Here is a 25,987-nt window from a genome sequence, read left to right as displayed (position 1 = left end):
CGGCCTAGCTGAGGACCTTCTCGAAAGCCATGGAGCGGCGGGTGGGCGTGTAGCCCATCCGCTCGTAGAGGCCAAGGGCGCCGGACGGGTTCTCAGTGTCAACGCCGAGGCCGGCGTGCTCCATGCCGTCGGCCTTGAACCGGCGCATCGCCTCGGCGAGCAGCGCGGGGGCAAGCCGTCGACCGCGCCACGCGCGGCGCACCCCGAGCAGCTCGGTGTAGCCCTCGATGAAACCGACCAGTTCCTTTGACTCGGGGTCGTAGCTCGAAATCTCGTAGGCAGCCACCTCGCCCGAGGACTTGTCGATCACGGCGAGGCTCCAGTCGGGGCGGAACTCCGGGTGGGTGACCGTGAACCGCCAGCTCTCCTCGTCCCGCGGCTCACTCCCCCAGTGGTCCTGGAAAGCTTCATTGTGCGCCAGCCGCATGGACTCCGAGATGTCGTCGCTGAACGCGACGATTTCGAACTCCGGATCGAGATCAACCTCTGGTATGTCCTCGGCGAGGTCCCTGGTCATCTCGGTGAACCAGCGCACCACAGTGGCGCCCGAGGATTCGAGCAGCGCGCGATGCCCGGGGTTGCTCTCCTCCACGTAGGCCCGGATGAAGCCGTCCGGAATACCGGCGTCGGCCTGGCGTTTCCGCGCTCGTGCCACCTGCCATTCGTGGATTGCCGTGCCGATTCCGCGCCGCCGCCATGCAGGGTCAACGCCGCCGAAGACGTGGACCATGTTCGAGCCGGCGTTCGCGCTGATCCGGCCGAAGGAACGCGGAGTGCCTTCGCCGTCAACCCCGAGGATGGTGTCCAGGACGGGATTGTTCTTCTTGGCAGCCAGAACCTCTTCCAGGTCGGCACGCTGTTCGATCCAGTCCGGTTTGTCCTCCACCGCCATGCGGCGGAGCAGGGCCTCCCAGCCGTCGAGATCGGCATCGGTAATCGCGCGCCAGCTCAGCTGCTGGTCGGCCGGTATCAGCTCAGGCGTAGGCATGCTCCCAGCGTAGGTGATCGCCGGCCGGGCCGGCGCCCAGCTCCACGCCGGTGTCGCAACGCCGTGCCTCGGTCCGGTCGTGGGTGACCAGGAGAACCGGCCGGTCGCCCAAACCGCGCCGCAGGTCCCCCATCAGCCGGGCGGCGCCGTCGGCGTCGAGATGCGCGGTGGGTTCATCGAGGATCAGCACCGGGGCGCGCGTCAGCAGTGCCCTGGCTACCGCAAGGCGCTGGCGCTCGCCGCCCGACAGGCGAATGCCGCCTGGTCCTATCCGAGAGTCGAGTCCGCCGGTTCGCCCGCGGACGGTGCGCTCCAGACCCACCGACTCCAGGACCCGCCAGAGTTCGTCGTCGGTCACTGCTGCTCCGGCATCGCGTGCCAGCAGGAGGTTCGCACGAACGGTGGAGTCGAACAGATACCCTTCCTGCGGGCACCATGCCGCGGCACGTCCGTTGGCACCGGCGAGCGCAGGGTTGATCAGGTAACGGCCGCGACTTAGTGGAAGGAACCCCAGCAGTGCGCCGATGAGGGTCGATTTGCCGCTGCCGGAGGGCCCCGTGAGCGCTGTCCAGGTCCCCTCCCGCAGCTCGAGGGTGACACCGCTGACCACGTCCTTTCCCGGTTCGTAGCCGACGGACGCCTCCCTGAGTGCAAGCACTGGTGCTTGCGTACCTGTCGAAGCTTCCGGGGTGCGCCCCGCCGGGCGGCCCTGACCCGCTGCCAGCCGCAGTTCAGCATCAATACGGCGCGCAACGGTCCCGAGCGGTCCCCACTGCTGCACCGCCGCAACGCCAAGCGCGAAGGGTTCCATCAGTGCCAGCTGCATGAGTACGACGACGGCCACCAGCTCTGCCGGCAGGCCACCGGACTGCGCCAGTATCCCCAACGCGGCTGTTCCACACGCCAGGATCACCAGCGCCTGCCCGGCGCCGCCTGCCCAGAGGCTGCGGCGGAGGGCGCGGGCCGCCCGGTCGTCAAGCCGGGCAAGCCGGTCGAGGGCCCGCCGCGCCCTGCCGTTCGCCGAGACGTCCGGGGCCGCGCGCAGGAGCCTGCTCGTCTCGTTCAGAATCGCTGCCCGCACTTCGATTCCGGCTGCACCGGCTGATCGTTCGGCGACGATGGCAGCGGCAGGAGCGGCGAGGAGCCCTGCGGCAACCGCCAAGGCCTGCCAGCCGAGGGCTGACGGAAGGATGAGCGCTGTCGTGAGAAGGGCTGCCAGTCCGGTCAGGATTGCGGTAAGTGGTGGGAAGACGGCCCGCGCCGCGCTGTCACGAAGCTCGTCGACGTCCCCTACCAGCCGCTCCAGCCCGCCCGAGCCGCGGGACAGGGAGCGCCAGGACTGTGCTCGCTGCAACAGGGTCCGCCACAGGCGCAGTCGTAGGGCCTCCGCGGTGTGCAGGATGCTTTCGTGCAGCCACAACCGTTCGCAGTACCTCAACAGGGACCGCCCGATCCCGAAGAACCGGACACCGACAATCGCGGTCAACAGATAGAGAATGGGCGGTTGTTCCCAGGCACGCACGATCAGCCAGCCGGACAGGGCGGTCAGGGCAACGGCAAACGCGGATGAACCCGTACCGAAAGCCAACGCGGCGAGGAACCGCGGGGACCAGGGCCTCACCAGTGCCAGGGCGGTCAGGGCGGCACGTAGGGGCGTCAGGCCCCGCGCTTCATCCTCGTCCCCCTTACTCTGCCGCACGTCCCGGTCGTTGCCGGCCGTGAGTATTTCAACTCCTTCAGAAGTATCCCGGGCATCGGTCCGGTCCATGCCCTCAGCATCTCGCGGCGAAACAATGCCGAGCGGAGCAGCGCCGAGCGGTACAACAGGTACAACACAATCGGCGAGCCGCGCGGTTGCGTCATCGTGAGCGATGAGGATGACGGTGACCTTTCCGCTAAGGCCGGTGATCGTGCGCCGGATGATGTCCGACGTACGGTCGTCGACGTGCGCGGTCGGTTCATCCAGCATCAGCGTGCCGCCATCCTGCACCCGCAGCAGAGCGCGCGCGACCGCCAGTCGGCGGAGCTCGCCCGGACTCAGCTCGCCCGTCGACTTGTCGAACAGGTGCGCCCCACCCACGACGGCGAGCGCATCCAGTTGTTCGGCACTGCTGAGCGGGTGCCCTGCATAGAAGTCCAACTCTTCGCGGACCGTGTTGAACAGCGGCTCGGGGTGCTGCGGCACCCAGGCAACCGGTGCCTCCGGCGCAACAAGCTCACCAGACACCGCCACACCGGGTTGCGGCAGTCCGGCGAGGAGCCCCATCAGGGTGGACTTGCCGCTTCCGCTGGGGCCGGTGATGGCCGTGATCCTGCCCGGCGCAAGTGTGAACGTTACGTCCTGCAGCACCGGTTCCGATGCGCCGGCATGGCGCACGGTGAGGTTGACCGCCCCCGCGTGGCGAGCGCCGTCGTCGGCTGCTGTTGTTACTGGCACTGACGTGCGCGGCGCATTGAGGATCGAACGGACCTCGCGCCCGACCGCCAATCCGTCGTCGCTGGCGTGGTGCGCGGCACCGACGTCGCGCAGCGGCAGGTAGCACTCGGGGGCAAGGATCAGCGCGAGCAGCCCCACCTCCAGTCCGACATCTCCATGAATCAGCCGCACCCCTACAAACACAGCCACCACGGCAACCGAGATGGTGCTGATCAGTTCGAGGGCAAGGGAGGAGAGGAAAGCAACCCGCAGCGTCTCCATAGTGCGCTTGGAGTATCCGGCGCCGATGTCCTGCAGCGCGCGGGTCTGGGCTGAGGCGCGGCCGAGGCCCACCAGCGCGGGCAGCCCCCTGGCGAGCTCGAGCAGGTGGTCCGACAACCGGTCGAGGGCGGCCCGGGCCTCGCTGGTGCGTTCCTGGGTGTGCCAGCCGATCAGCACCATGAACACAGGTACCAGGGGGATGGTCAGGACGATGACGACGGCGCTGACCCAGTCGGCGCTGAGGATCCGTGCCCCTATCAGCAGCGGGACTATGGCGCAGGTTATCAACGCCGGCATGTACTGCGTGTAGTACTTGTCCAGGCCGTCGAGGCCGCGGGTCAGCAGGACGCTCAGCGCTCCCGCGCCCTGCGTACGGTCCCCGGGCGCGCCGTCGATAAGTACCCGTTCGAGGGTTTCCCTCCGCAACCGCTCCTTGACGCCGTTCGCCAGGCGCAACGCGGTGGCCTGCTGGCCCCACGCCGTCCCCGCGCGGAGCGCTACCCCTGCGGCTCCCAGCACCAGCAAGGCTGCGTCGGGCACGCGTCCCTCGGCAACTGCCGTGATCCCGCGGGCGATCGCCTCGGCAACCAGGAGCAGTCCGGCAGCCTTGAGCGCGGCAAGGACTCCCAGCACGTAGATGGGTCCGGCGGGTGCGGAAGCCCCGGCCGGTCCGCGCGCGAGCAGGCGGTTGATCACAGCGGGCTCACTGCGTGCGCCTCGGGGATGCTCTGCTCGGTGACGCGGTTGCGGAAGACCCAGTAGGTCCATCCCTGGTACGCGAGGACCAGCGGGACGCCGACGGCGGCAATGATGCTCATCAGGCCCAGGGTGTAGGGCGAACTCGAGGCATTTTGCACCGTCAGGCTGAATCCGTCACTGACGGTCGAGGGCAGCACGAGGGGGTAGAGCGAGCCGAAGATGCAGGCCAGCGAAGCGGCCAACGACACTCCCAGCCACACGAAGCCCCAACCGTCGCGGGCTGACCGTTCGGCGAACCAGGAGGCCGTCGCGGCAACCACCGCAATCGCGAGGGCAAGAGCCGTCCAGAGCGTACCGCCGTCGACAAACACGCGCGCAGCCCAGGCCAGCAGCGGCAGGATGCCCACCGGCAGCAGGCGGATCAGCAGCCTGCGGGCCCGCTCGCGGATGGGACCATGCGTCTTCAGGACAAGGAATGCCAGTGCGTGGACAACGCAGAACAGCACGACGGCGGCCGTACCGAGGAGCGCGTCGAAGCTCACCCAGACGAACGGTCCTCCCACCCGGTCACCGTTCGCGTTCAGCGGCAGTCCTGTGGTGGTCAGCGCCAGGGCGGTTCCGATGCCTGCGGCGGAGGTGAAGGAACCGAGGAAGATCGCCAGGTCCCAGCGGCGACGCCACTGCTCATTGTCCATCTTCCCCCGGTATTCGAAGGCGACGGCCCGGAAGATCAGCGCCAGCAGCACCAGGACAAAGGGGATGTAGAGGGTCGAGAGGAGGGACGCGTACCAGAGCGGGAAGGCTGCGAGGGTTGCGCCGATCGCCGTGATGAGCCAGACCTCGTTGCCGTCCCAGACGGGCCCGATTGTGTTGAGCAGGACCCTCCGTTCCCGGTCCGTGCGCGCGAAGGTCTTCATGAGCATGCCCACGCCGAGATCGAAGCCCTCAAGGAAGAGGTATCCGGTCCAGAGCACGGCGATGAGGATGAACCAGATGGTAGGGAGGAGCTCGGTCATGCGGACACGTCCCTTTCTAGGGCTGGAATGCGGTTCGTCGGGTCAGTAGGCGAAGGCGAGGACATCGTCGTCGTCCTTTCCGTTCGGTTCCTCGTCCTTGGCATGGACCAGTTCAGGCATGGCGGAGGCCACGCCGCCGCGCACATAGGTGAAGAGCAGCTTCACCTCCACGACCAGCAGGACCGCGTAGACGAGGGTCAGGGCAACCAGCGAGAAAACCAGTTCCGCCAGGGACACGCCAGGAGAAACGGCTGCGGCGGTGAACATGAACACGCCGTCGATGCCGCTCGGATCGGGGTTCGGCGCCACAACGAACGGTTGGCGCCCCATCTCGGTGAAAATCCAGCCCGCGGAGTTCGCACCGAACGGAGCAAGGATTCCGAAGACGGCGAGGCGCATCAGCCAACGCGATTCGGGGACAGTGCCCTTGCGCAGGATCCAGAACGCCACGAGGGCAGCGAACGCCGCAACGGCACCGAAACCGATCATGATGCGGAAGCCCCAGTACGTCACCTCCATCACCGGGAGGTAGTCGATCGCCATCCCGGCGCGCTCGCCGTACGCGGGGTCGTTCGGCAGGGTTTCGCCGTACTGCTCCTGGTATTCAGGCAGCAGCGTGTTGACGCCCTTGACCTCTGTGGTGAAGTCTCCGTTGGCCAGGAAGGACAGGAGCCCGGGCACTTCGAAGACGGCAACGATGTCGTCGCAACTCTGCGAGCCGATGTTCCCGATCGACAGCACCGAAAAACCGGTACCGTCGTGGCACGCAGCTTCGGCCGCCGCCATCTTCATGGGTTGCTGCTCGAACATCAGCTTGGCCTGCAGGTCGCCGGACACAGCGGTGCCGGCGAAGGAGATCAAAGCGACGACGGCGCCGATGCGCGCTGAGCGCAGCCAGACCTGGTGGTCCACTGCGCCGCGCGAGCGGGCGTCATCCGACCCGACGATGACCATGCCGTCGTCGTCGACCGTGTCCAGACCGTCATGGCGGCGCTTCCACAGGTGGTACCAGGCGATCCCCAGCAGGAAGCCGCCGGCGACCGCCAGGGCACCGAACACCGTGTGCACGAAGGCCACTACAGCGGTGTTGTTGGTGAAGACTGCCCAGGCGTCGACCATACGAGCGCGCCCGTCGACCAGTTCCACGCCGACCGGATGCTGCATCCAGGAGTTGGCAACGATTATGAAGTAGGCGGAGAACACGGAAGCCAGCACCGCCGCCCAGAGAGAGCCGAGGTGCAGGATCCCGGGCAGCCGCCGCCACCCGAAGATCCACAGGCCCAGGAATGTGGACTCCACGAAGAACGCCAGCAGGGCCTCCATCGCCAGCGGCGCCCCGAAGACATCGCCGACAAAGCGGCTGTACTCGCTCCAGGCTAGGCCGAACTGGAATTCCTGCACCAGCCCGGTGGCCACGCCCATAATGAAGTTGATCAGGAAGAGCTTGCCCCAGAACTTCGTCATCCTCAGGTAGTGCTCCTGGCCGGTGCGGTACCAGAGGGTCTGCATGACCGCGACCACGAGACCGAGCCCGATGGTGAGCGGCACCATCAGGAAGTGGTAAACCGTTGTGATTCCGAATTGCCAGCGGGCTATCTCTAGTGCTTCCACGGGTCCTCAATTCCTCCGAGCACAGTATTCCGAACTACTTCTACGTCCTGTAGAACTTGTTCTTCTACACATCGTAGAACAATTTCGGAGAGGTGTTCTACGTGGCGTAGAACCTCACGTAAAAAAGTTGTAGATTAGAAGGAGCCGGAACCGGATCTGCTCCCGCAGGTGCCCGGTGAACCGGCAGGAAGATCAACAAAGGAATAGGAATGGCCACGCTAGGTGAACTCGAACGCGCAGTGATGGACCTGCTGTGGGGCACCCAGGAGGCCATGACCGCCAACTCGCTCCGGGATGCACTGGCTCTCGCACCGGAAGGCACTGCCGAGGGCAAGGAACTGGCGGTCACCACTGTGCTGACCGTACTGTCCCGACTGGAGAAGAAGGGGCTCGTGGAGCGGGAGCGTGACACCCGTCCGCACCGCTACCGCGCCGTGACCTCCCGCGAGGACCACACAGCCGAGCTCATGCACGAAGTGCTCGTCACTGCACCCGACCGTGAGGCGGTACTCGCGCGCTTCATCGGCAGCGTCTCCGAGAGCGAGGCACGCACGCTCCGGCGGCTTCTGGGCAGCAGCTAGCTCCCATGTTCTGGGCCTCCCACTTCTTGGCCGCGCTCGCCGTCGTACTGGCCTGGCCTGCTCCGATAGCTCTCTCGCGCGCACAGTGGCCGGCCCGGTCCCCCTTCACCGCCATGATCCTCTGGCAGGCAATCGCTCTTGCCGGCGGCCTCTCCATGATCGGAGCCATGCTGGTGTGGGGCCTCGAGCCGCTCGGAGACAACCTGATCGAGGCGCTGCGCGGCCTGTGGGACGTGATGGTGCACAACCGCCCGGCCGACACACTGGGCCTGGTTCACGTCTTCGCCCTCAGCGCGGCCAGCCTGCTGACCGCACACCTCGTGTTCACACTGCTGATCACCTACGCGCGGATTACCGGACAACGACGGCGGCACCGGAATCTGCTGAACCTGCTCAGCTCCCCCTCACTGGATAACCCGTCCACCCTGGTGATCAAGCACCCGACGCCGGTCGCCTACTGCCTGCCCGGCGGCGCACGATCCGTCACCGTACTCTCTGACGGACTTATGGGGCTGCTCTCGGAAGAGGAACTTCGAGCCGTCCTGGTACACGAACGCGCCCACCTGAGCCAGCGGCACCATCTGCTCCTGTGGGCGTTCGCCGCCTGGCGCGCTGCACTGCCCTGGCTGCCGACGTCGAAGCTTGCCCAACAGGCAGTTAACGGGCTCATCGAGATGCTCGCGGACGATGAAGCCGTGAAGCAGGTGGATCAGGCGGTCCTGGTTCAGGCAATCGCCGTCGTCGCAACCGGCTCCCACGGCCCCGCTGCGGACAGCCCGAAGCGGATGGTGGAGGGCAACGACATCGGGCCGGATCCGGAGCAGGATGAGAACCTCCAGTCCACCGTCCAGCGGCTGCGGCGCCTGGTGGAACCCCAGCCCCCGCTGACCGCGGCCCAGACTTTCGGGGCACTGGCCAGTTCGGCGCTGTTGCTCACGGTTCCGACCGTACTGCTGATTGCCCCCGGCCTTTTCGGGTAGGCGGATACCAGCCCTCAGGCGTCGATGCGCTCCCGGTCCAGCGACGCTGCGCCGGCCACGATGAAGTCCTTGCGGGGCGCAACGTCGCTTCCCATGAGCAGGTCGAAGACCCGCTCGGCGGCTTCGGCCTCCTGAATACGGACGCGCCGGAGAGTGCGGTGGCGCGGATCCATGGTGGTTTCCGCGAGCTGTCCCGCATCCATTTCGCCGAGTCCCTTATAGCGCTGGATCGGCTCCTTGTAGCGTCGGCCCTCCTGCTCCAGCCTGGAAAGCAGCCGATGCAGTTCCTGGTCCGAGTAGGTATAGACGGTTTCGTTCGCCTTGCTTCCGGCGCTGACGATCTCCACCCGGTGCAGGGGCGGCACGGCTGCGAAGACGCGGCCGGCGTCGACGAGCGGGCGCATGTACCGGAAGAACAGGGTGAGCAGGAGCGTGCGGATGTGCGCGCCGTCGACGTCGGCGTCCGTCATCAGGATGACCTTGCCGTAGCGCGCAGCGTCCAGCTGGAAGCTGCGGCCTGATCCCGCGCCGACCACCTGGATGAGGGCGGCGCACTCCGCGTTGGAGAGCATGTCGCCGACGGACGCCTTCTGGACGTTCAGGATCTTGCCCCGGATGGGAAGCAGCGCCTGGTAATCGGATGATCGCGCAAGCTTCGCCGTTCCCAGCGCGCTGTCGCCCTCGACGATGAAGAGTTCCGAGCGCTCGGCGTCGTCAATCCGGCAATCAGCCAGCTTGGTGGGCATGGACGATGTCTCCAGCGCGTTCTTCCGCCGCTGGGTTTCCTTGTGGACGCGCGCCGAAACGCGGGACTTCATCTCCGCTACGACCTTCTCCAGGAGGAGTGAGGACTGCGCCTTGTCCGCCCTCGCGGAGGAGTTCAGCTTCGCCGTGATCTGGTTCTCGACGACCTTCGCGACGATGGCCCGCACCGCGGAGGTGCCCAGGATTTCCTTCGTCTGGCCTTCGAACTGCGGTTCGGCCAACCGGACAGTCAGGACGGCGGTGAGGCCGGCGAAGACATCGTCCTTCTCGAGCTTGTCGTTGCCCGCCTTCAGCTTTCGCGCGTTAGCTTCGACAACCTTGCGGAAGGTCTTCAGCAGCGCCTGTTCAAACCCTGCCTGGTGGGTTCCGCCCTTCGGGGTGGCAATGATGTTGACGAAGCTCTTCACCGTGGTGTCGTAGCCGATGCCCCAGCGGAGGGCGATATCAACCTCGCAGTCCCGTTCAACTTCGGCGATGCGGCTGTGTCCGTTCTCATCGAGCACCGGCACGGACTCCTTGAACCTGCCGGACCCGTGCAGCCGCCATACATCCGTCACCGCATGGTCTATAGCGAGGAATTCCACGAACTCTGAAATTCCGCCGTCATGGTGGAAGACTTCCTCCACCACCCCGTCAGTGCCGGGCAGCCCGCGCTCGTCGCGAAGGGTGATCCGAAGGCCCGGCACCAGGAAGGACGTCTGCCGCGCTCGCGCCTGCAGTTCCTCGTAGGAGAACTTCGCATCCGGGGTGAAAATCTGGCGGTCGGCCCAATAGCGGATCCGGGTGCCTGTGACGCCACGTTTGGCGCTGCCCACGACTTCCAGGCGTGAGCTGTCGACGAAGGGGGCGAACTTTGCGGATGGCGAGGGTTTGCGTTCATCGCTGAACCGTCCGGGCTCACCCCTGCGGAAGGACATCTGGTAGGTCTTCCCGCCGCGGTCCACCTGCACGTCAAGGCGGGCGGACAGCGCGTTCACCACGCTTGCTCCTACGCCGTGGAGACCGCCGGAAGCGGTGTAGGACCCGCCACCGAATTTTCCGCCTGCATGAAGCTTGGTGAAGACAACCTCGACGCCGCTCAGGCCGGTCTTGGGTTCGGCATCCACGGGGATTCCCCGGCCGTCGTCGTGCACCTCAACCGATCCGTCAGCGTGAAGGATGACGGTGATGTTCTGTCCGTGTCCGGCAAGCGCTTCGTCGACGGAGTTGTCGATGATTTCCCAGAGGCAGTGCATAAGGCCCCGGGAGTCGGTGGATCCGATGTACATTCCGGGGCGCTTGCGCACAGCCTCCAGTCCCTCAAGCACGGAGAGATGGCGGGCTGTGTATTCAGAGCTGGGGGCCACGTTTCTTGGAAACTCCTTGGCAATACCGGTTGAAGCTGCGACCGGGAACGGTGCACCCGACCAAGCATATTCCGTTGCTCCGACAAGCCAGGACAGGCGTGCCGCGCACCCGTCAAGCTCTTCACGAGGTTCATGCCGGTGGTACGCGCTCAGCGAAAGCAGACCAAGCCTGCGAAGAAACGGCTCCGAATAGTGGTTATATGAACTACAGGAACCACTAAGGAGGCATCCATGACAACAGCTACAGCAAGCCGCGAGCTGACCGCACTGCATCGGTGTGACCGCTGCGGAGCCCAGGCCTACGTACGCGCGGTTCTCTCCTCCTCCGGTGGTGAGCTTCTCTTCTGCGGCCATCATGCCCGCGCGGTGGAAAGCACTCTTCGTCCTCAGACCTCAGAGTGGCAGGATGAGACCGCACGCCTGAACGAGAAGGCCAAGAGCACGGTAGAGCCGTAGGCGCCTGCCTCCCATCAGGTATCCGGGTAAAGCCGGACCACCGATGGGCAGTGGCAATAGGCTAGCCAGTAACGAGTAAGGGACCCCCTCCGCGGAGGGGGTCCCTTACTCGTTAAGTTATTCGCTGAGCCGAGCCGGTCCAGGGCGGACTAACCTGGACCGGCTCGATCCTAGTCGAGGTAGTCGCGCAGAACCTGCGACCTGGATGGGTGACGCAGTTTCGACATGGTCTTCGACTCGATCTGACGGATCCGCTCACGGGTTACCCCGTAAACCTTGCCGATCTCATCCAGCGTCTTCGGCTGGCCGTCCGTCAGACCGAAGCGCATGGCGACCACACCGGCTTCGCGCTCGGACAGGGTGTCCAGGACGGAGTGCAGCTGTTCCTGCAGCAGGGTGAAGCTCACGGCATCAGCCGGAACCACTGCCTCGGAGTCCTCGATGAGGTCACCGAATTCGGAATCTCCGTCCTCGCCAAGCGGCGTGTGCAGGGAGATAGGCTCCCGGCCGTACTTCTGGACCTCGACCACCTTTTCGGGAGTCATGTCGAGCTCCAGCGCAAGCTCTTCCGGAGTGGGTTCGCGGCCGAGGTCCTGCAGCATCTGGCGCTGCACACGGGCGAGCTTGTTGATGACTTCAACCATGTGCACCGGAATACGAATGGTGCGTGCCTGGTCTGCCATTGCGCGGGTGATGGCCTGTCGGATCCACCAGGTTGCATAAGTGGAGAACTTGAAGCCCTTGGTGTAGTCGAACTTCTCGACAGCACGGATGAGACCGAGGTTGCCTTCCTGAATCAGGTCCAGGAACAGCATGCCTCGGCCGGTGTAGCGCTTGGCGAGCGAGACCACCAGGCGGAGGTTGGCCTCCAGCAGGTGGTTTTTCGCGCGCTTCCCGTCGTGGATGACCCATTCAAGTTCGCGCCGCAGCTTCGGATCGATATTCTCGTTGGCCGCCAGCTTCTCCTCGGCGAACAGGCCGGCCTCGATACGAAGGGCCAGATCGACTTCCTGTTCGGCGTTGAGCAGCGCCACCTTACCGATTTGCTTCAGGTAGTCCTTGACGGGGTCGGCAGTAGCACCGGCCGAGACAACCTGCTGGGCGGGGGCGTCGTCGTCATCAGCGTCCGAGTAGACGAAACCCGTGCCGGTGGTCGGTTCGGTGACCTCAGGTTCAGCGGTCTCCGCCTCGACGGTGTCGACGTCGGCAGCCGTCGGCTCGAGCTCCGGCTCCTCCTGCAGTTCCTCGTCGGGAACAACCTCGACAGCCTTCGTGTCCGCACTGCCCTCTTTGGCCGTGCGCTTGGAACCACGTGCGGTACCCGCCTTCGACGCCGGTTTTGCGGCGGAGGCTTTGCGCTTGGTTGCGGTTGCACCGGATTCGGTCAACACCGGTGCTGTTGTCTTCTTGGCCGACACAGAGAACCTTTCATACGGCGGTGTGTGGCGCCACCAAGGGGGTAACACCACTATGACCCTGTCAAGTCCGTGTTGAATTCAGACCCGATGGCGGAAACTGTCAGCATGTACAACAGCTCCGCCAAGTGCGCTATTCCCTCATGCTCATGCAAGCCGAATGGCTTCACACGCGCAGACATCCTGGCGCTTTGATCTGAAACACGAACCCAACCGGGTCTCGGTTCCATTGTCGCACGCTTTGGCGGGCGGGCGTAATCCCGGCCGGCAGAGATGAGCAGTTGAACCTGACCCTCGGAAACCGGGTGTGTTCGGCGCGGACAGGCAACTCGGACCCTCAGGCGGCACTGCGCGAATCGGACGTCCACGCCGTTTCCCTGCTGCGCGCCCACGGAGAGAGTGAACCAGTGCCAACGAGAGCCAGAAGCAACTCCCCCAGTGTGTATCCGGGCGTCTCCGCCAGGGCTTCCTGAAGGTAACGGTGTGCGCGGGACCCTCGACCCCGTGCCCATTCAATCCAGCCGAGAATACTGAGCAGCGCGGATCGCGGCTCGCCGCACGTTATCCCTGCCAGCCGAAGAAACAGTGTGTGGGCACAATCCATGCGGGTCCAGTTCGGAGCAGCGAGCGTTGCCAGAAATACCTCCCTGAACAATGCTGCCGGCTCGGGTCGGGACGGACAGGTCGGAACTGACGAACCGCCGTCCGCTTCGTCCTGGTCAGCGGCTGCCTGTCTCGAGAGCAGCAGCGCGCATTCGGGCGGCACAATCTGCTCTTCGGGAGCGACAGGCAGCACGCCGCTATGCTCGGTTGCGTCCAGCGCTTCAGCCAGCCCGGTTGCCGACAGGACGATCACGCTGTCCCGGATGGCGGCGCACTGCAACCCGGCCAGCAGGAAAGCAATCGGTTCCGGACCGCGCCCGAACTGCGTGTCATCGGGGTTGGTAATCAGGGCGTTCCAGAGGATCAGCGAGTCGCGCCCCAGACTGGTGCGGTCCCACTTGCCCTTCCACTGTTCGCTGTAGACAGAGGTCAGGCGCTGGATGTTTTCGCTGGGGACGCTCGCAAGCGTCCCCACGGCCGCCTCAAGCGTCTGCTCGTAGGCGCTTCCCTGATACACCAGTTCTGCGTTGAGCACGCTCTCGGTGATGCTCGCGAGTGGGTGCCCGGGCCAGGGACAACATGCAGCATCAAGGCAGAAATAGTCCCTCCAGTGGCTCGAGCTGACCAGCCACCCGTCCAGGAGGCCTAGGCCTCCAGTCTCAAGCACGAGGTCGAGACAGTGCACCAGATCCGCATATGGCGGGCTGCACGGCTCACGCCATGCGCGGTCTGTGTATAGGACCATCAGCACGCCGTCGGCGGACGTGTCCGCCTCAAGGTAGCTCCGGACGCTCTGCGCATAGTCCAGCGGATCTGCCTCGGCCATCGGAAGGTCGAGCCGGAGGGTGGCTCCGATGCGCTTGCCGGACATGCTGAGGAACACAAGGCTCTCCTGCGGCTGGAAGCCGAGGACGTGGGGGATGTAACTCAGGATGTCCGCGGGGTTGGACACGGAGATGGGTGCGTTGGAAGTCATGCATAGAACTGTGGTGCTTCCGCAAAGGGTTGCAACGCGGGACGTCCCGTATGTGGAAAGGTGACGGGCAACCTGCATGGTGTGGAGGACCGGTCCCTACGGAAGGGAAACCCTCCCTACTTCCGTGCTTCCCGCCGTCGTCGGATCTCACGGGCAATCGCCTGCCTGAGGGGTGGCACAACCACCGACTGCCGGGCCAGCTGAGCCCTTACGCGACGCCGCAGCACAAGAATTGCGACTGTTCCGACGGCGAGGAAGAGGAACTGCACTGCGAAGGCAATCCGGAAGGATGCGAGGTCGTAAAGGTTCCCGTTCGAGAATCCGCTCGCAAGGAGCACGTCCAGGATCAGGCCCACTGCGAACATGGTCAGCAGCGCAGCGGTGAAACCACCGATGTTCACGATTCCGGTGGCGGTTCCCAGGCGCGATGCGGGATTGAAGGTTCTGGCGAAGTCGAAGCCGATCATTGAACCCGGGCCACCGATCGCGACCGTGACCACCAGCAGCGCGAGCAGCCACAGCGGAGCCGGGCCGGGGTATGTGAGAACCACGAGCCAGCCCAGGGCGGTAGCTGCAGTGATGGCCAGAACCATGGTGGAGCGGCGCAGAGGGTGCCGGGCGACATAGATTCCGAGGAGGGGTCCACACACAATCCCGACAACCACGAAAAGGGTCATGAGCGCCGAGGCAACGGCGGCCGGCTGTTGCTCGGCGCTGACCAGGTAGGGATAGCCCCAGATCAGGACAAAGACCGTGCCGGAGAACTGGGTAGTGAAATGGCACCAGAGGCCGAGCCGCGTGCCGGGTTGTTTCCAGGCCTGGTTCAGGGACACGCCGGTCTGCCGTAGGGACACGCGCTGACGTTGTCCTTCACCCTCCCGATGATCACGGATCAGGGTGATGCCCAGCACCGCGGCGAGCACACCGAGCCCTGCTGCCGACAGGAAAGCCGGGGTCCATCCGGCGTGCTGCAGAACGGCGAGGAACGGGACCACGCTCAGAATCTGCCCGAGCTGCCCGAGAATGCCGGTCAGCTGGGTCAGAATGGGGATCCTCCTGGCTTCGAACCAGGCGGGGAGCAACCGCAGCACCGCCACGAAAGTCATCGCATCACCGCCGCCCACCAGAAGACGACCGGCGATACCGCCCGAAAGGGAGTCCGCGAATGCCAGCTGGGTCTGGCCCAGCGCCATCAGTGCGGCACCCGAAACAATGAGAACCCGTGGACCGAACCGGTCCACGAGCACTCCTACGGGGATCTGCAGGCCGGCATACACAATCAGCTGCGCGACGGTGAACACGGCAAGGGCGGAAGCAGCGGCGTCGAAACGCTCAGTGGCTGCGATGCCGGCTACACCGAACGATGTCCGTTGGGTGACCGCGATCAGGTACGCCAGGACACCGGCACCCCAGATGATCCAGGGACGCCGGTCACCCGTGCGCGTCGCCTCAGTCCCCAGGTTTCCGGTTCCCGTCTGTGGCGCTGTCATCAGCGGAACTGTCACCGGCGTCCTCGTGGAATGCGTCGTCGATGTTCTCATACAGGCGCTCGGGATCGGTCGGGGCGTTCAGCGCCTGTTCCAATTCTTCGGCGGCCCGGGGCCCAGCGAGGTAGGCCTCGACTGCAGCACCGATTTCGTCCGCACCGGCCAGTTCCATGTTCTGCTTCACCAGCAGGGACCTGCGGGACCCGTCGGCGTGCTCGTCGTAGCGCTTCTCGAGGGACGAGACCACGCCCCGGACCTCGGCCGAATTGTCCACCTGGCGCGCGATCTGGCGCTCGACGTCCCTCCCCGCTTCCCGGAGCCTGTCGGTGGGAAGAACCCTGCCGATGGAGGCGCCGAGGTATTCGAGCGCAGCGACGGCGGCGGGCGGGTACTCAGCCTCCGCAAGGTAGTGAGGCACGTGCACGACGTAACCGACGACGTCGTGCCCCTCCTGGGTGAGGCGCAGTTCCAGCAGGTGCCCCATTGAGGCCTGCAGTTCGGCAGTGGGCTTCCAGGAAGATCCCATCCCCTCGATGAGGTCACTTCGGTTTCCGTGAACGGTCACCCCGATCGGCCGGGTGTGCGGAACCGGCATGGGAATCGAGTGGATCCACGAGACCAGCGGAGTATCCAGCCGGGTGACAAGCTGCCGGACGGCGGCGGCGAACCGCTCCCACTGCAGGTCCGGTTCCATACCACTCAGCAGGAGGAACCGCTCCCCCAGCCGGTCCTGGAGTACCCGCAGTTCGAGGGCAGGGGGCTGATAGTCGGTCAGGTGATCCTGGTCAAAGGTGATCCGGGGGCGGCGGCTGCGGTAGTCGATCAACTGGTCCGTGTCGAAAACCGCGAGTACCTCGTTCTCCAGGGAATCCAGAAGCTCCTCGCGGACCTGGGACACGACCTGGCCGGCGTCAACAAAGCCCGTGAAGCCGGCAACGAGCGGCAGACCCTGCAGGGCAGGATCGTCAATGATCGAGTTGTTGAGGTTGTACAGGGTTCGCGGCTCCAACATTGCTTCCTCCTCAGCTGGAATCCCGGCGCAGACGGCCGACCGGACAGTGTGCATCTCACCCTAGATGATGCCTGTGGACTTCCAGAGATACGCAACGTCGGGGCTCCCGGCGGACATTCCCCGTTCGGCTGCCGTAGGACGCATGTCACAGGGTGCCGCTACGATCGGTAGGAACGGATGGGGCCGCACAACCTGCGCTCCAGACAGTCACCTCCAGACACTCGGAAGCGAGGATAAGCCTTCGTGAGCAACACCAGCGAAATTGACCTGACCGCGGTCTCGAAAGACATTCGGAAGTCAGGGTGCGAGGTCCTAGTGATCGGCACCGGCCAGAGCCCTGACGGTCCGGTGCTACTGGACAACCCGCTGACGGGCAAATCAGCGCGCGCGCTCGCCGACACCCTTTCATCCCTGGCAGTCACGGGTGCCGCGGATGAGGTCCGGCGTTTCCCCGGCCTGCCGGAAACAGGTGCGGACGTGCTCGTGCTCGCTGGAACAGGCCGTTCAGGCTCGGGACAACCCCTGACGGAGGAGACGCTGAGGCGTACGGCCGGAGCCGTCGCCCGCCAGCTGTCCAATGTGGAAAGCGTTGCCTTCGCACTTCCCGCGCCCACCGTCGATCAGGCCGCAGCGGTGGCCGAGGGCATCCTGCTGGGCAGCTACACCTACACCGAGCATTACTCAACGGTGGGCGGCAAGGCACCTCGTCCCTCCACCCGTTCCCTGCGTCGGGCCACCATCCTGACGCCGGCCGCCCAGGACCGCCGCCTCAAGCCGGCCCTCGAGCGGGCCAGGACAATTGCTCACGGCGTCAACGCCACCCGGACGCTCGTCAATCAGCCGCCCAGCCACCTGTACCCCGAATCCTTCGCACAGTTCGCTCGGGAACATGTGAAAGGCCTTCCGGTGAAGGTGACTGTGCTCGATGAGAAGAAGCTGGAAAAGGACGGCTACGGGGGCATCCTCGGCGTCGGCAAGGGATCGTCCCGGCCTCCGCGCCTGGTGAAGCTGGAGTATTCGCCGGCCAAGGCAAAGATCAACCTCGCCTTCGTCGGCAAGGGAATCACCTTCGATTCGGGCGGCCTGTCGCTCAAGCCCGGTGCAGGCATGCAGACCATGAAGCTTGACATGGCGGGTGCCGCCGTCGTCCTCGCCGCCGTGGCGGCCGTCGCAAAGCTGGGGCTTCCCGTCAGCGTCAGCGGCTGGCTCTGCCTCGCCGAGAACATGCCCTCGGGCACCGCCCAGCGCCCCTCCGACGTCCTCACCACCTTCGGCGGCCGCACCGTAGAAGTCCTGAATACCGATGCCGAGGGGCGGCTTGTCATGGCCGACGCCCTGGCCGCGGCCAGTGCGGAGGGCCCGGATGCGATCATCGACATCGCCACTCTCACCGGCGCACAGATGGTCGCCCTCGGCAAGCGCATGTCGGGCGTGATGGGCGACGACGGCGTTCGGGACGCGGTGAAGGCCGCAGCCGACCGCGTGGGTGAGCAGTTCTGGCCCATGCCCCTGCCCGAAGAGCTGCGTCCTAGCCTCGACTCCACCGTCGCCGACATCGCGAACGTGGGCGAGAAGTTCGGAGGCATGATGACCGCTGCCGTCTTCCTGCGGGAATTCGTGGGAGATGCCGACGGCGCCAAGATCCCCTGGGCCCACCTGGACATCGCCGGTCCGGCCTTCAACGAGGGCGGTGCGTACGGTTACACCCCGAAGGGTGCCACCGGCGTCGGAGTCCGCACCCTGCTCGCCTACGTCGAGGACGTCGCCGAGCGGGTGGACCGGCACTCGAACTGAGCCCCGCCCGGCAGGGTGAGACTCGACACATAGGGGCGTGCTCTGCCCTTCATCAAGTGGCTGATGGTGTGATCTGGCGATAGGGTGAACCCTGATCACACAGCATTCCGCCAGACATCAACCGACGCGCGCGATCCAGGCGCGTCACCGATCACGCGAGGGAGCGTCCACGTGGCCGATACGGCAACTGCGCAAGAATTCGACATCCTGGTACTGGGCGGAGGCAGCGGGGGTTACGCCGCCGCCCTTCGGGCCGTCCAGCTCGGCTTCACCGTTGGGCTCATTGAAAAGAGCAAGCTCGGAGGAACCTGCCTCCACAACGGGTGTATCCCCACGAAGGCACTGCTGCACTCCGCCGAGGTTGCAGACAGCGCGCGCGATGCCGGGAAGTACGGAATCAAGGCAACCTTCGAGTCGATCGACATGGCCGCGGTGAACGCGTACAAGGACGGCATCATTGCCGGCAAGTACAAGGGGCTGCAGGGCCTGATCAAGGCCAAGGGAATCACCGTCATCGAGGGCGCCGGCAAGCTGACCGGGCAGAACACCATCGAGGTCAACGGCACCACCTACACCGGCAAGAACATCATCCTTGCCACCGGTTCGTATTCCCGTTCGCTGCCCGGCCTCGAAATCGGCGGCAAGGTCATCACCTCCGACCAGGCGCTCACCATGGAGTCCATTCCCAGCAGCGCAATCGTCCTCGGCGGCGGCGTCATCGGCTGTGAGTTCGCCTCCGTCTGGAAGTCTTTCGGCGTGGACGTCACCATTATCGAGGGTCTGCCGTCGCTGGTCCCCAATGAGGACGCCTCCATCGTCAAGAACCTTGAGCGCGCCTTCAAGAAGCGCGGCATCAAGTTCAACACCGGCACCTTCTTCGAGAAGGTCGAGCAGAGCGATGCCGGTGTCAAGGTGACGCTGGCAGACGGCAAGACCTTCGAGGCGGACCTCCTCCTGGTTGCCGTCGGTCGTGGACCGGTGACAGACGGACTCGGCTACGAAGAGGCCGGCATCACCCTCGACCGCGGATTTGTCATCACCGATGAGCGCCTGCACACCGGCGTCGGAAACATCTACGCTGTCGGCGACATCGTTCCCGGCCTCCAGCTTGCACACCGCGGCTACCAGCAGGGCATTTTCGTCGCCGAGGAGATCGCCGGCCTGAAGCCGGTCATCGTCGAAGACGTGAACATCCCCAAGGTCACCTATTGCGAGCCGGAAATCGCTTCGGTCGGCCTGACCGAGAAGGCGGCCAAGGAGAAGCTCGGCGATGACCGGGTGGAAACCCAGGAGTACAACCTCGCCGGAAACGGAAAGAGCTCCATTCTCGGAACCGGCGGAATCGTCAAGCTCGTGCGGGAGAAAGACGGACCGGTCGTCGGCGTACACATGATCGGAACCCGCATGGGCGAGCAGATCGGTGAAGCCCAGCTCATCGTGAACTGGGAAGCGTACCCGGAGGATGTGGCCCAGCTGGTCCACGCACATCCCACCCAGAACGAGGCACTCGGAGAGGCTCACCTCGCTCTCGCCGGCAAGCCGCTTCACGGCTGACCGCAGCTTCCGCTGCAACACGGGGCAGCCTTTCCGGCTGCCCCACCCTCCAACCAAAGCATCACTGGCAACCTCACACCGACCGGCTGTTACCGGGACCGGCGGTCGGGGTAGAACAAACAAGGAGAAACGGACACCATGTCTGAATCCGTGAACTTGCCGGCCCTGGGCGAGAGCGTCACCGAGGGTACCGTCACCCGATGGCTCAAGCAGGTCGGCGACCGCGTTGAAGTCGACGAGCCCCTGCTCGAAGTATCAACAGACAAGGTCGACACCGAGATTCCCTCCCCCGTAGCCGGGGTGATCGAGGAAATCCTCGTTGCCGAGGATGAGACCGCCGAGGTTGGCGCTCCCCTGGTGAGGATCGGTGACGGGTCCGGAGGCTCCGGCAGTTCGGACAACTCCGCTTCCGCTGCTGCTCCTGAGGCTCCGGCCGAAGAGCCCGTAGAGGCGCCTGCCCCCGCTCCGGAACCTGCAGAGGAAGCTCCCTCCGCCCCCGCAGGCAGTGGTGAGGGCAGCGGTCAGGGCACGGAGGTGACCCTTCCCGCCCTCGGCGAAAGCGTCACAGAAGGAACCGTGACGCGCTGGCTCAAGGCAGTAGGCGATGAGGTCGCCGTTGATGAGCCGCTCCTTGAGGTGTCCACTGACAAGGTGGATACCGAAATCCCCTCGCCGGTTGCCGGTACCCTACAGGAGATCAGGGTCAATGAGGACGAGACCGCGGAAGTGGGCTCCGTCCTCGCCGTTATCGGTTCCGGAAGCGCCGCTCCCGCCCAGGCAGAGCCCGCCAAGGCCGAGCCTGTTGCCGCGGCACCTTCCACTGAGCGTGAGGAACCGGTAGCCGAGCCTGCGCCGAAGGCTGAAGCCCAGCCGGAACCGGCTGCACCCGCACCGGCCGCAGCACCGCAGCCGGCTGCACCGGCACCTGCCCCTGCAGCGGAGAAGCCCCGCGAAGAGTCAACCGGCTCCGACTCCACCTATGTCACTCCGCTGGTGCGCAAGCTCGCGAACCAGCAGGGAGTGGACCTCTCCTCCGTCAAGGGCACCGGAGTCGGTGGACGCATCCGCAAGCAGGACGTCCTCGAAGCCGCTGAAGCAGCCAAGGCAGCACAGCAGGCACCGACTGCTCCTGCAGCGTCCTCCGCACCCGCTGCGGCGCCCGCCGCAGCCTCGAAGCTGCGCGGGACGGTTGAGAAGGCACCGCGGATCCGCCAGACCATCGCCCGGCGCATGCGCGAGTCCCTCGAGGTATCTGCCCAGCTGACTCAGGTCATCGAGGTGGATATGACCCGCGTCGCCCGTCTCCGTTCCAAGGCGAAGGACACCTTCCAGGCACAGAACGGCGCAAAGCTCACCTTCCTGCCGTTCATCGCCAAGGCGGTCACCGAGGCTCTCAAGCAGCACCCGAAGCTGAACGCCTCCTTCGATGAGGAAGCGAAGGAAGTGACCTACCACGACGCCGAGCACCTCGCGATCGCGGTGGATACCGAGAAGGGTCTTCTGGTTCCGGTGATCAACGATGCCGGCAACCTCAACCTGGCCGGCCTCGCAAAGAAGATCTCCGACGTCGGTGCGCGCACCCGCAACGGTCAGATCGGACCTGATGAGCTGTCCGGCGGCACCTTCACCATCACCAACATCGGATCGGTCGGAGCGCTCTTCGACACGCCGATCATCAACCAGCCCCAGGTTGGCATCCTGGGCACCGGTGCGATCGTCAAGCGCCCCGTCGTCGTGACCGATGCGGATGGGGAAGACACCATCGCCATCCGTTCGATGATGTACCTCTGCCTCACCTACGACCACAGGCTGGTGGACGGCGCAGATGCAGGCAGGTTCCTGCAGTCGCTGAAGTCGCGTCTGGAAGATGGCGCCTTCGAGGCCGACCTCGGTCTGTAGATGCACTGTGCACAAGGCAGCGTCCGGGATTCCTGGGCGCTGCCTTTGCCTTGCTGCCGGTTACACAATCTTCCCGTCAATGACGGGGAAACCGGACACTTCCGTCCGGATGCATGATTCAACCACTGAAGAGGAGAACTCATGGCTACCGTACGCTCAGCACACACCGTGTGGACAGGTGACCTTCCGTCCGGCTCGGGACAGGTGTCGCTGGACACCTCCGGCCTCGGCACCTACGACGTGACTTGGAAGGCACGAGCGGAGCAGGCAGAGGGCAAGACCAGCCCGGAGGAATTGATCGCTGCCGCGCATTCGGCGTGCTTCTCCATGGCGTTCAGCCATGCACTCGGCGGCGAGGGAAAGACTCCCGACCGTATCGAAACCAAGGCTGAGGTGGACTTCCAGCCCGGTGAGGGCATCACGGCCATTCGTCTCACACTGAGGGCATCCGTGCCCGGTCTGAGCGAGGAGGACTTCCAGCGCCTCGCCAACGACGCAAAGACGGGTTGCCCGGTCTCCCAGGCTCTCGCAGGCGTCAAGAACATTTCATTGGATGCCACCCTGGAGTCCTGATTCACGGATCAACAAAGGAAGAGCGCCCGTCCACCATCAGGTGGAAGGGCGCTCTTTCTTTGTGAGGCTCTGCGGTGTGACTAGCGGTGTGGCTAGCGACGCGGAGGCAGCGGAGGCGGAGCCAACCGTGGATGGTTCTCCCGCACCGGCGGAACATCCGTGGGCAACTCGGCGATCATCTCGCGAAGGATGCCCACGGCATGCTCCAGCTGCGGGTCCTCCTGGTTCGCGTATGCATGTGGCGGGAACGGCACCTCGATGTCGGGATCCACGCCGTAGTTCTCGACACCCCACTCCACGCCGCCGGTCATCCAGAAGGCATACCGCGGTTGGGTGACGCCGGTTCCGTCGGCAAGGTTGAAGCGGCCGTCAATACCGACGACGCCGCCCCAGGTGCGGGTGCCGATCACCGGACCGATCCCCCTTAGTTTGGCTACCTGCGTGATGATGTCCCCGTCTGAACCGGCGAATTCGTCCGTCAGCACCACTACGGGGCCGCGCGGGGCGTGGGCCGGGTAGGTGCCGGGCTGCTCACCGCGCGGCAGGGACCAAGCGGTGACCTTCCGCCCAATCAACTCAGCTACAAGCTGGGACGTGTGACCGCCGCGGTTCCGTCGAACGTCGATGATCAGGCCGTCGCGCGCGGTCTCCCGGTCCAGGTCCCTGTGCAGCTGCGCCCATCCACGCGCAACCATGTCCGGAATGTGCAGGTAGCCGAAGCGCTTATCCGACGCTTCATGCACGATCGCACGATTGGCATTCACCCAGTTCTGGTAGCGCAGCCGCTCTTCGCTGCGCAGCGGCACCACCGCCACGCGGCGCACGGCGGGCTGGCCGCCGTCGTCGTCAACCCTTGCAACCGTAAGTTCAACGGGGCGGCCACCAGCTGCGGTGAGCAGCACGGAAGGACCGAGCTCCGCAGGCACAGGGACACCGTCAATCGCCTGGATGATGTCCCCAGGCTCTACAGCGACGCCGGGAGCGGCGAGCGGCGAAGTGGCCTGTGGGTCTGACGACTCACCGGCGAAGATGCGGTCAACACGCCAGCCGTAGGCGGACCGGCTCAGTTCCGCGCCCAGGAAGCCGTGGGAACCGGCGCCGGGCTCGCTGACCAGGGCCGGTGTGACGTAGGCGTGGGAGGTCCCGAGCTCACCGTGCAGTTCCCACAGCACGTCCACGAGGTCGTCGTGTGAGCCAAGGCGATCGAGCAACGGCCGGTACCGGTCGCGGACCGCATTCCAGTCCAACCCGCCCATGTCTTCCGCCCAGAAGAAGTCACGCTGGAGCCGCCAGGCATCCTCGAAGGCCTGACGCCATACGCTCGGCGGGTCGAGCAGCACACGGATCCGGTTCAGGTCCACCGTGATCCGGTCGGGAGAGTCGGCGTCTGCCGGTCCCGAGGTCGGCACCGCCGTCACAGTGCCGCCCTTTATGATGACGGCACGCTTACCGTCGCTGCTCACCTCGAATGAATCGACTTCCTGCACGAGGGTTGCAGTTTCCCGCTTGACCATGTCGAACCGTTCCAGCCGCTTGGCGGGTTCTTTTTCGTCTGTCGTGGCGCGGCCGTCGCCCGTGGTGCCCATCAGGTCTCCCGCAACCCAGAGAAGCGCGTTCTCGACTGCCCGAAGGCCCTCGTAGGTGCCCTGCGGTACCGGAACCGGGATGATGCGTTCGGCCAGGCGTTCCGGCGCTACCTCCACCGCCGGAGCTTCCCCATCGGACTTCTCCGCGCCGTTGCCTGCCACGGCGGCAGGCCGGTCATGTACGGCCGGGCCGAAGGGCGAGGCGGTGTCCGCCGCAAGCGCGACCAGGAACGGCTTTGTTGAGGCAGGGAAGCTCAGGTCGAACCTGTGTGTGTCGTAGACCGGATCGAAACTGCGGTCCGACAGGAAGGCAAGAAACCTGCCGTCGGGTGTGAACGACGGCGCGTGGTCGCGGAAGCGGCCGTCGGTGACATCAAGGACCTCGGAATCCCGGGTGATGCGCGCCAACCGGATCCGGGTGCGCGCACCTTCGCCCGTGACCGGCTCGGCCCACACCAGCCATTTTGAGTCGGGTGAGAACGCGAGGTCGTCGATTGCGCCATGCGGCGTCGACGAGAGCGCGAAGAAGTCGTTGGAACCGACCTCGTGGATCAGGATTTCGCCCATTTCCCCGGCAACCGCCACGGCCTGCCCATCCGGGCTGACCGCCAGATTGCTCGCCCTGAAAGGTTGGGGGAACGCGATCCGTTGTCCTGCCGGTGAGCCGGCGCTGTCCTGAGCATCGACGACGACGGTCTGGGGCGACTCACCGTCGCCCGGGCTACCTGCGCTGCTGTCTTCCGTTCGGCCCACGGCTTCGTCGGGCTGCGACGCCGGAACAGGTGCGGGCAGATCGTGATCTGCGGGCTTTACATCCGGATCGGCGGGAGCAGGCGAGACCGGTAGGTCGACGTCGAACATGTTGCGGATGAACAGCGCTTCCTCACCGTCGTGGTCCGCCACGTAGGCAACGCTGTCGGGGCCGAGCGGGCGGCCGAGCCGGGAGCGCACGCCGGCAGTGGCATCGACCACGCGCGACGGTCCGTCGCGGTGGGTAAGGAGGTGAAGCGTCCCGTGTGACTCAACTATGCTGGCGCGACCGTCGGGGACCGGCACGGCGGCCGAAAGATGCCGGGCGACGTTGAGCGGTTGCGGGCGCCGCAGCGTGGATGCGGAACCGAGGGAAATATTTAGCGGCGCCGGCTCGGCGTCCAGCCCGTCCAGGAGCCATAGGGCACCTGCCGACTCATAGATCACCCTGGTGCCGTCGGTGGTTGCGTGACGGGCGTAGAAGTCCTCGTGGTCGGTGTGGCGGCGCAGGTCATCTCCGCCGGGCGTAACTGAGTAGAGGTTGCCGTAGCCCTCATGGTCGGACAGGAACGCCAGGCGCCCACCGACCCACATCGGGTCCGTGAGGTTGCCGTCAAGGTCAGAGAGGAAGCGTCGAAAGTCACCCGATCCATCGCCGTCGATCCAGAGCTTGCCCGCCGTACCGCCGCGGTAACGCTTCCACCATGCCTGCTCGCGGGTCATGACGCTGCCGATGACCGCAGGGCGTTCATCTCCCAGCGCTTCGCCATGGACGATCGCGTCAACCGGGCCATAGGGAATGGTCCCGTAGGAAGAGCCGTCAACCGGGAGGGTGTAGGCCCAGGTGTGCCGGGGATCTTCGTGGCGGAATGCGCTGGTGGCGATGATCCGGCCGTCGGCTGTGAACCCTTTCACCCGCGTGCTCTGGTGACCCCAGTAGGTGAGGCGCCTGAAATTGCCGCCGTCGGCGTCCGCAACGACGACCTCCGGCGCTGCTCCCTGCACGACCGTCCAGGCGATGATCGAGCCGTCCGGCGAAAAGCGCGGATTGCGGACCGGTAGCTGCAGTGCCGAGATCCGCCATGCCCTCCCTCCGGACACTGGGGCGACCCAGACGTCATTCTCAGCCGCGAAAGTGATGAGATCTCCGGACAGATGCGGATAGCGCAGGTAATGAGAGGAGGCCATTGTCCGATCA

17 protein-coding genes are annotated in these 25,987 nt (G+C 65.4%); 7 read left to right on the top strand and 10 right to left on the bottom strand.

The features are described from left to right. Positions 1–4: 4 nt before the first annotated feature. From GC088_RS06660 to GC088_RS06645, 4 genes are read right to left on the bottom strand one after another with little or no spacing between them, the layout of a single operon-like run. Positions 5–988, bottom strand: coding sequence for a GNAT family N-acetyltransferase (locus GC088_RS06660; RefSeq protein ID WP_323961553.1), 984 nt, complete (start codon positions 986–988; stop codon positions 5–7). Further along, the gene (cydD, locus tag GC088_RS06655; RefSeq protein ID WP_323961552.1) at positions 975–4,382 is read right to left on the bottom strand and encodes a thiol reductant ABC exporter subunit CydD; all 3,408 of its coding nucleotides are present in this window, start codon (positions 4,380–4,382) and stop codon (positions 975–977) included. The genes GC088_RS06660 and cydD overlap by 14 nt, the downstream gene beginning before the upstream one ends. After that, positions 4,379–5,401 (bottom strand): cytochrome d ubiquinol oxidase subunit II, encoded by a 1,023-nt coding sequence (cydB, locus tag GC088_RS06650; RefSeq protein WP_323961551.1) that lies wholly within the window; start codon positions 5,399–5,401, stop codon positions 4,379–4,381. Before cydB ends, cydD begins: the two co-directional genes overlap by 4 nt. Positions 5,402–5,443: 42 nt before the next feature. Further along, the gene (locus GC088_RS06645) at positions 5,444–7,012 is read right to left on the bottom strand and encodes a cytochrome ubiquinol oxidase subunit I (protein ID WP_323961550.1); all 1,569 of its coding nucleotides are present in this window, start codon (positions 7,010–7,012) and stop codon (positions 5,444–5,446) included. A gap of 209 nt (positions 7,013–7,221) precedes the next feature. Here GC088_RS06645 and GC088_RS06640 point away from each other — a divergent pair, with 209 nt between their 5' ends. Both GC088_RS06640 and GC088_RS06635 read left to right on the top strand, forming a co-directional pair. Next, positions 7,222–7,593 (top strand): BlaI/MecI/CopY family transcriptional regulator, encoded by a 372-nt coding sequence (locus GC088_RS06640; protein ID WP_323961548.1) that lies wholly within the window; start codon positions 7,222–7,224, stop codon positions 7,591–7,593. A gap of 5 nt (positions 7,594–7,598) precedes the next feature. Then, positions 7,599–8,573 (top strand): M56 family metallopeptidase, encoded by a 975-nt coding sequence (locus tag GC088_RS06635; protein WP_323961546.1) that lies wholly within the window; start codon positions 7,599–7,601, stop codon positions 8,571–8,573. A 14-nt stretch (positions 8,574–8,587) separates the two neighbouring features. Here the strand turns inward: GC088_RS06635 and GC088_RS06630 are convergent, their stop codons facing one another. Further along, a complete protein-coding gene (locus tag GC088_RS06630; RefSeq protein ID WP_323961545.1) occupies positions 8,588–10,684 on the bottom strand; it encodes a DNA gyrase/topoisomerase IV subunit B in 2,097 nt (698 codons plus the stop codon). Between the two features lie 231 nt (positions 10,685–10,915). Between GC088_RS06630 and GC088_RS06625 the strand changes: the two genes are divergently transcribed. Further along, the gene (locus tag GC088_RS06625) at positions 10,916–11,140 is read left to right on the top strand and encodes a DUF7455 domain-containing protein (protein ID WP_323961544.1); all 225 of its coding nucleotides are present in this window, start codon (positions 10,916–10,918) and stop codon (positions 11,138–11,140) included. Between the two features lie 170 nt (positions 11,141–11,310). Here GC088_RS06625 and GC088_RS06620 read toward each other — a convergent pair whose 3' ends face one another. The 4 genes from GC088_RS06620 to GC088_RS06605 all read right to left on the bottom strand — a co-directional run bounded on the left by GC088_RS06620 (position 11,311) and on the right by GC088_RS06605 (position 16,633). Further along, positions 11,311–12,558: an RNA polymerase sigma factor gene (locus tag GC088_RS06620; RefSeq protein ID WP_323961543.1), complete on the bottom strand. Its 1,248-nt coding sequence runs from the start codon at positions 12,556–12,558 to the stop codon at positions 11,311–11,313. Positions 12,559–12,892: 334 nt separating this feature from the next. Further along, positions 12,893–14,134 (bottom strand): DUF4192 domain-containing protein, encoded by a 1,242-nt coding sequence (locus tag GC088_RS06615; RefSeq protein ID WP_323961541.1) that lies wholly within the window; start codon positions 14,132–14,134, stop codon positions 12,893–12,895. A 116-nt stretch (positions 14,135–14,250) separates the two neighbouring features. Continuing rightward, positions 14,251–15,624: an MFS transporter gene (locus GC088_RS06610; RefSeq protein WP_323961540.1), complete on the bottom strand. Its 1,374-nt coding sequence runs from the start codon at positions 15,622–15,624 to the stop codon at positions 14,251–14,253. Continuing rightward, complete coding sequence (locus tag GC088_RS06605) at positions 15,584–16,633, bottom strand: proteasome assembly chaperone family protein (protein WP_323961538.1); 1,050 nt, start codon at positions 16,631–16,633, stop codon at positions 15,584–15,586. Before GC088_RS06605 ends, GC088_RS06610 begins: the two co-directional genes overlap by 41 nt. Before the next feature lie 243 nt (positions 16,634–16,876). On the opposite strand from GC088_RS06605, the gene GC088_RS06600 reads away from it, so the two are divergent. From GC088_RS06600 to GC088_RS06585, 4 genes are all read left to right on the top strand, one after another. Further along, complete coding sequence (locus GC088_RS06600) at positions 16,877–18,427, top strand: leucyl aminopeptidase (protein ID WP_323961537.1); 1,551 nt, start codon at positions 16,877–16,879, stop codon at positions 18,425–18,427. 171 nt (positions 18,428–18,598) lie between these two features. Next, positions 18,599–19,981, top strand: a complete 1,383-nt coding sequence (lpdA, locus tag GC088_RS06595) for a dihydrolipoyl dehydrogenase (RefSeq protein ID WP_323961535.1) — start codon at positions 18,599–18,601, stop codon at positions 19,979–19,981. A gap of 138 nt (positions 19,982–20,119) precedes the next feature. Next, complete coding sequence (gene sucB / locus GC088_RS06590) at positions 20,120–21,880, top strand: 2-oxoglutarate dehydrogenase, E2 component, dihydrolipoamide succinyltransferase (protein WP_323961534.1); 1,761 nt, start codon at positions 20,120–20,122, stop codon at positions 21,878–21,880. 141 nt (positions 21,881–22,021) lie between these two features. Further along, positions 22,022–22,453 (top strand): OsmC family protein, encoded by a 432-nt coding sequence (locus tag GC088_RS06585; RefSeq protein WP_323961533.1) that lies wholly within the window; start codon positions 22,022–22,024, stop codon positions 22,451–22,453. Positions 22,454–22,545: 92 nt separating this feature from the next. Here the strand turns inward: GC088_RS06585 and GC088_RS06580 are convergent, their stop codons facing one another. Continuing rightward, complete coding sequence (locus GC088_RS06580) at positions 22,546–25,977, bottom strand: S41 family peptidase (RefSeq protein ID WP_323961532.1); 3,432 nt, start codon at positions 25,975–25,977, stop codon at positions 22,546–22,548. Between the last annotated feature and the right edge of the window lie 10 nt (positions 25,978–25,987).

Source organism: Arthrobacter sp. JZ12 (assembly GCF_035189165.1).
Classification (GTDB): Bacteria; Actinomycetota; Actinomycetes; order Actinomycetales; family Micrococcaceae; genus Arthrobacter_D.
Note: the sequence above shows the minus strand (reverse complement) of the source record. Positions and strands in the feature narration are given on the sequence as shown.

Excerpts from the sequence above, each read along its gene's own strand:
- GC088_RS06660 (WP_323961553.1), bottom strand. The coding sequence starts at position 988 with ATGCCTACGCCTGAGCTGATACCGGCCGACCAGCAGCTGAGCTGGCGC.
- cydB (WP_323961551.1), bottom strand. The coding sequence starts at position 5,401 with ATGACCGAGCTCCTCCCTACCATCTGGTTCATCCTCATCGCCGTGCTC.
- GC088_RS06640 (WP_323961548.1), top strand. The coding sequence starts at position 7,222 with ATGGCCACGCTAGGTGAACTCGAACGCGCAGTGATGGACCTGCTGTGG.
- GC088_RS06635 (WP_323961546.1), top strand. The coding sequence starts at position 7,599 with ATGTTCTGGGCCTCCCACTTCTTGGCCGCGCTCGCCGTCGTACTGGCC.
- GC088_RS06625 (WP_323961544.1), top strand. The coding sequence starts at position 10,916 with ATGACAACAGCTACAGCAAGCCGCGAGCTGACCGCACTGCATCGGTGT.
- GC088_RS06615 (WP_323961541.1), bottom strand. The coding sequence starts at position 14,134 with ATGACTTCCAACGCACCCATCTCCGTGTCCAACCCCGCGGACATCCTG.
- GC088_RS06610 (WP_323961540.1), bottom strand. The coding sequence starts at position 15,624 with ATGACAGCGCCACAGACGGGAACCGGAAACCTGGGGACTGAGGCGACG.
- GC088_RS06605 (WP_323961538.1), bottom strand. The coding sequence starts at position 16,633 with ATGTTGGAGCCGCGAACCCTGTACAACCTCAACAACTCGATCATTGAC.
- sucB (WP_323961534.1), top strand. The coding sequence starts at position 20,120 with ATGTCTGAATCCGTGAACTTGCCGGCCCTGGGCGAGAGCGTCACCGAG.
- GC088_RS06585 (WP_323961533.1), top strand. The coding sequence starts at position 22,022 with ATGGCTACCGTACGCTCAGCACACACCGTGTGGACAGGTGACCTTCCG.
- GC088_RS06580 (WP_323961532.1), bottom strand. The coding sequence starts at position 25,977 with ATGGCCTCCTCTCATTACCTGCGCTATCCGCATCTGTCCGGAGATCTC.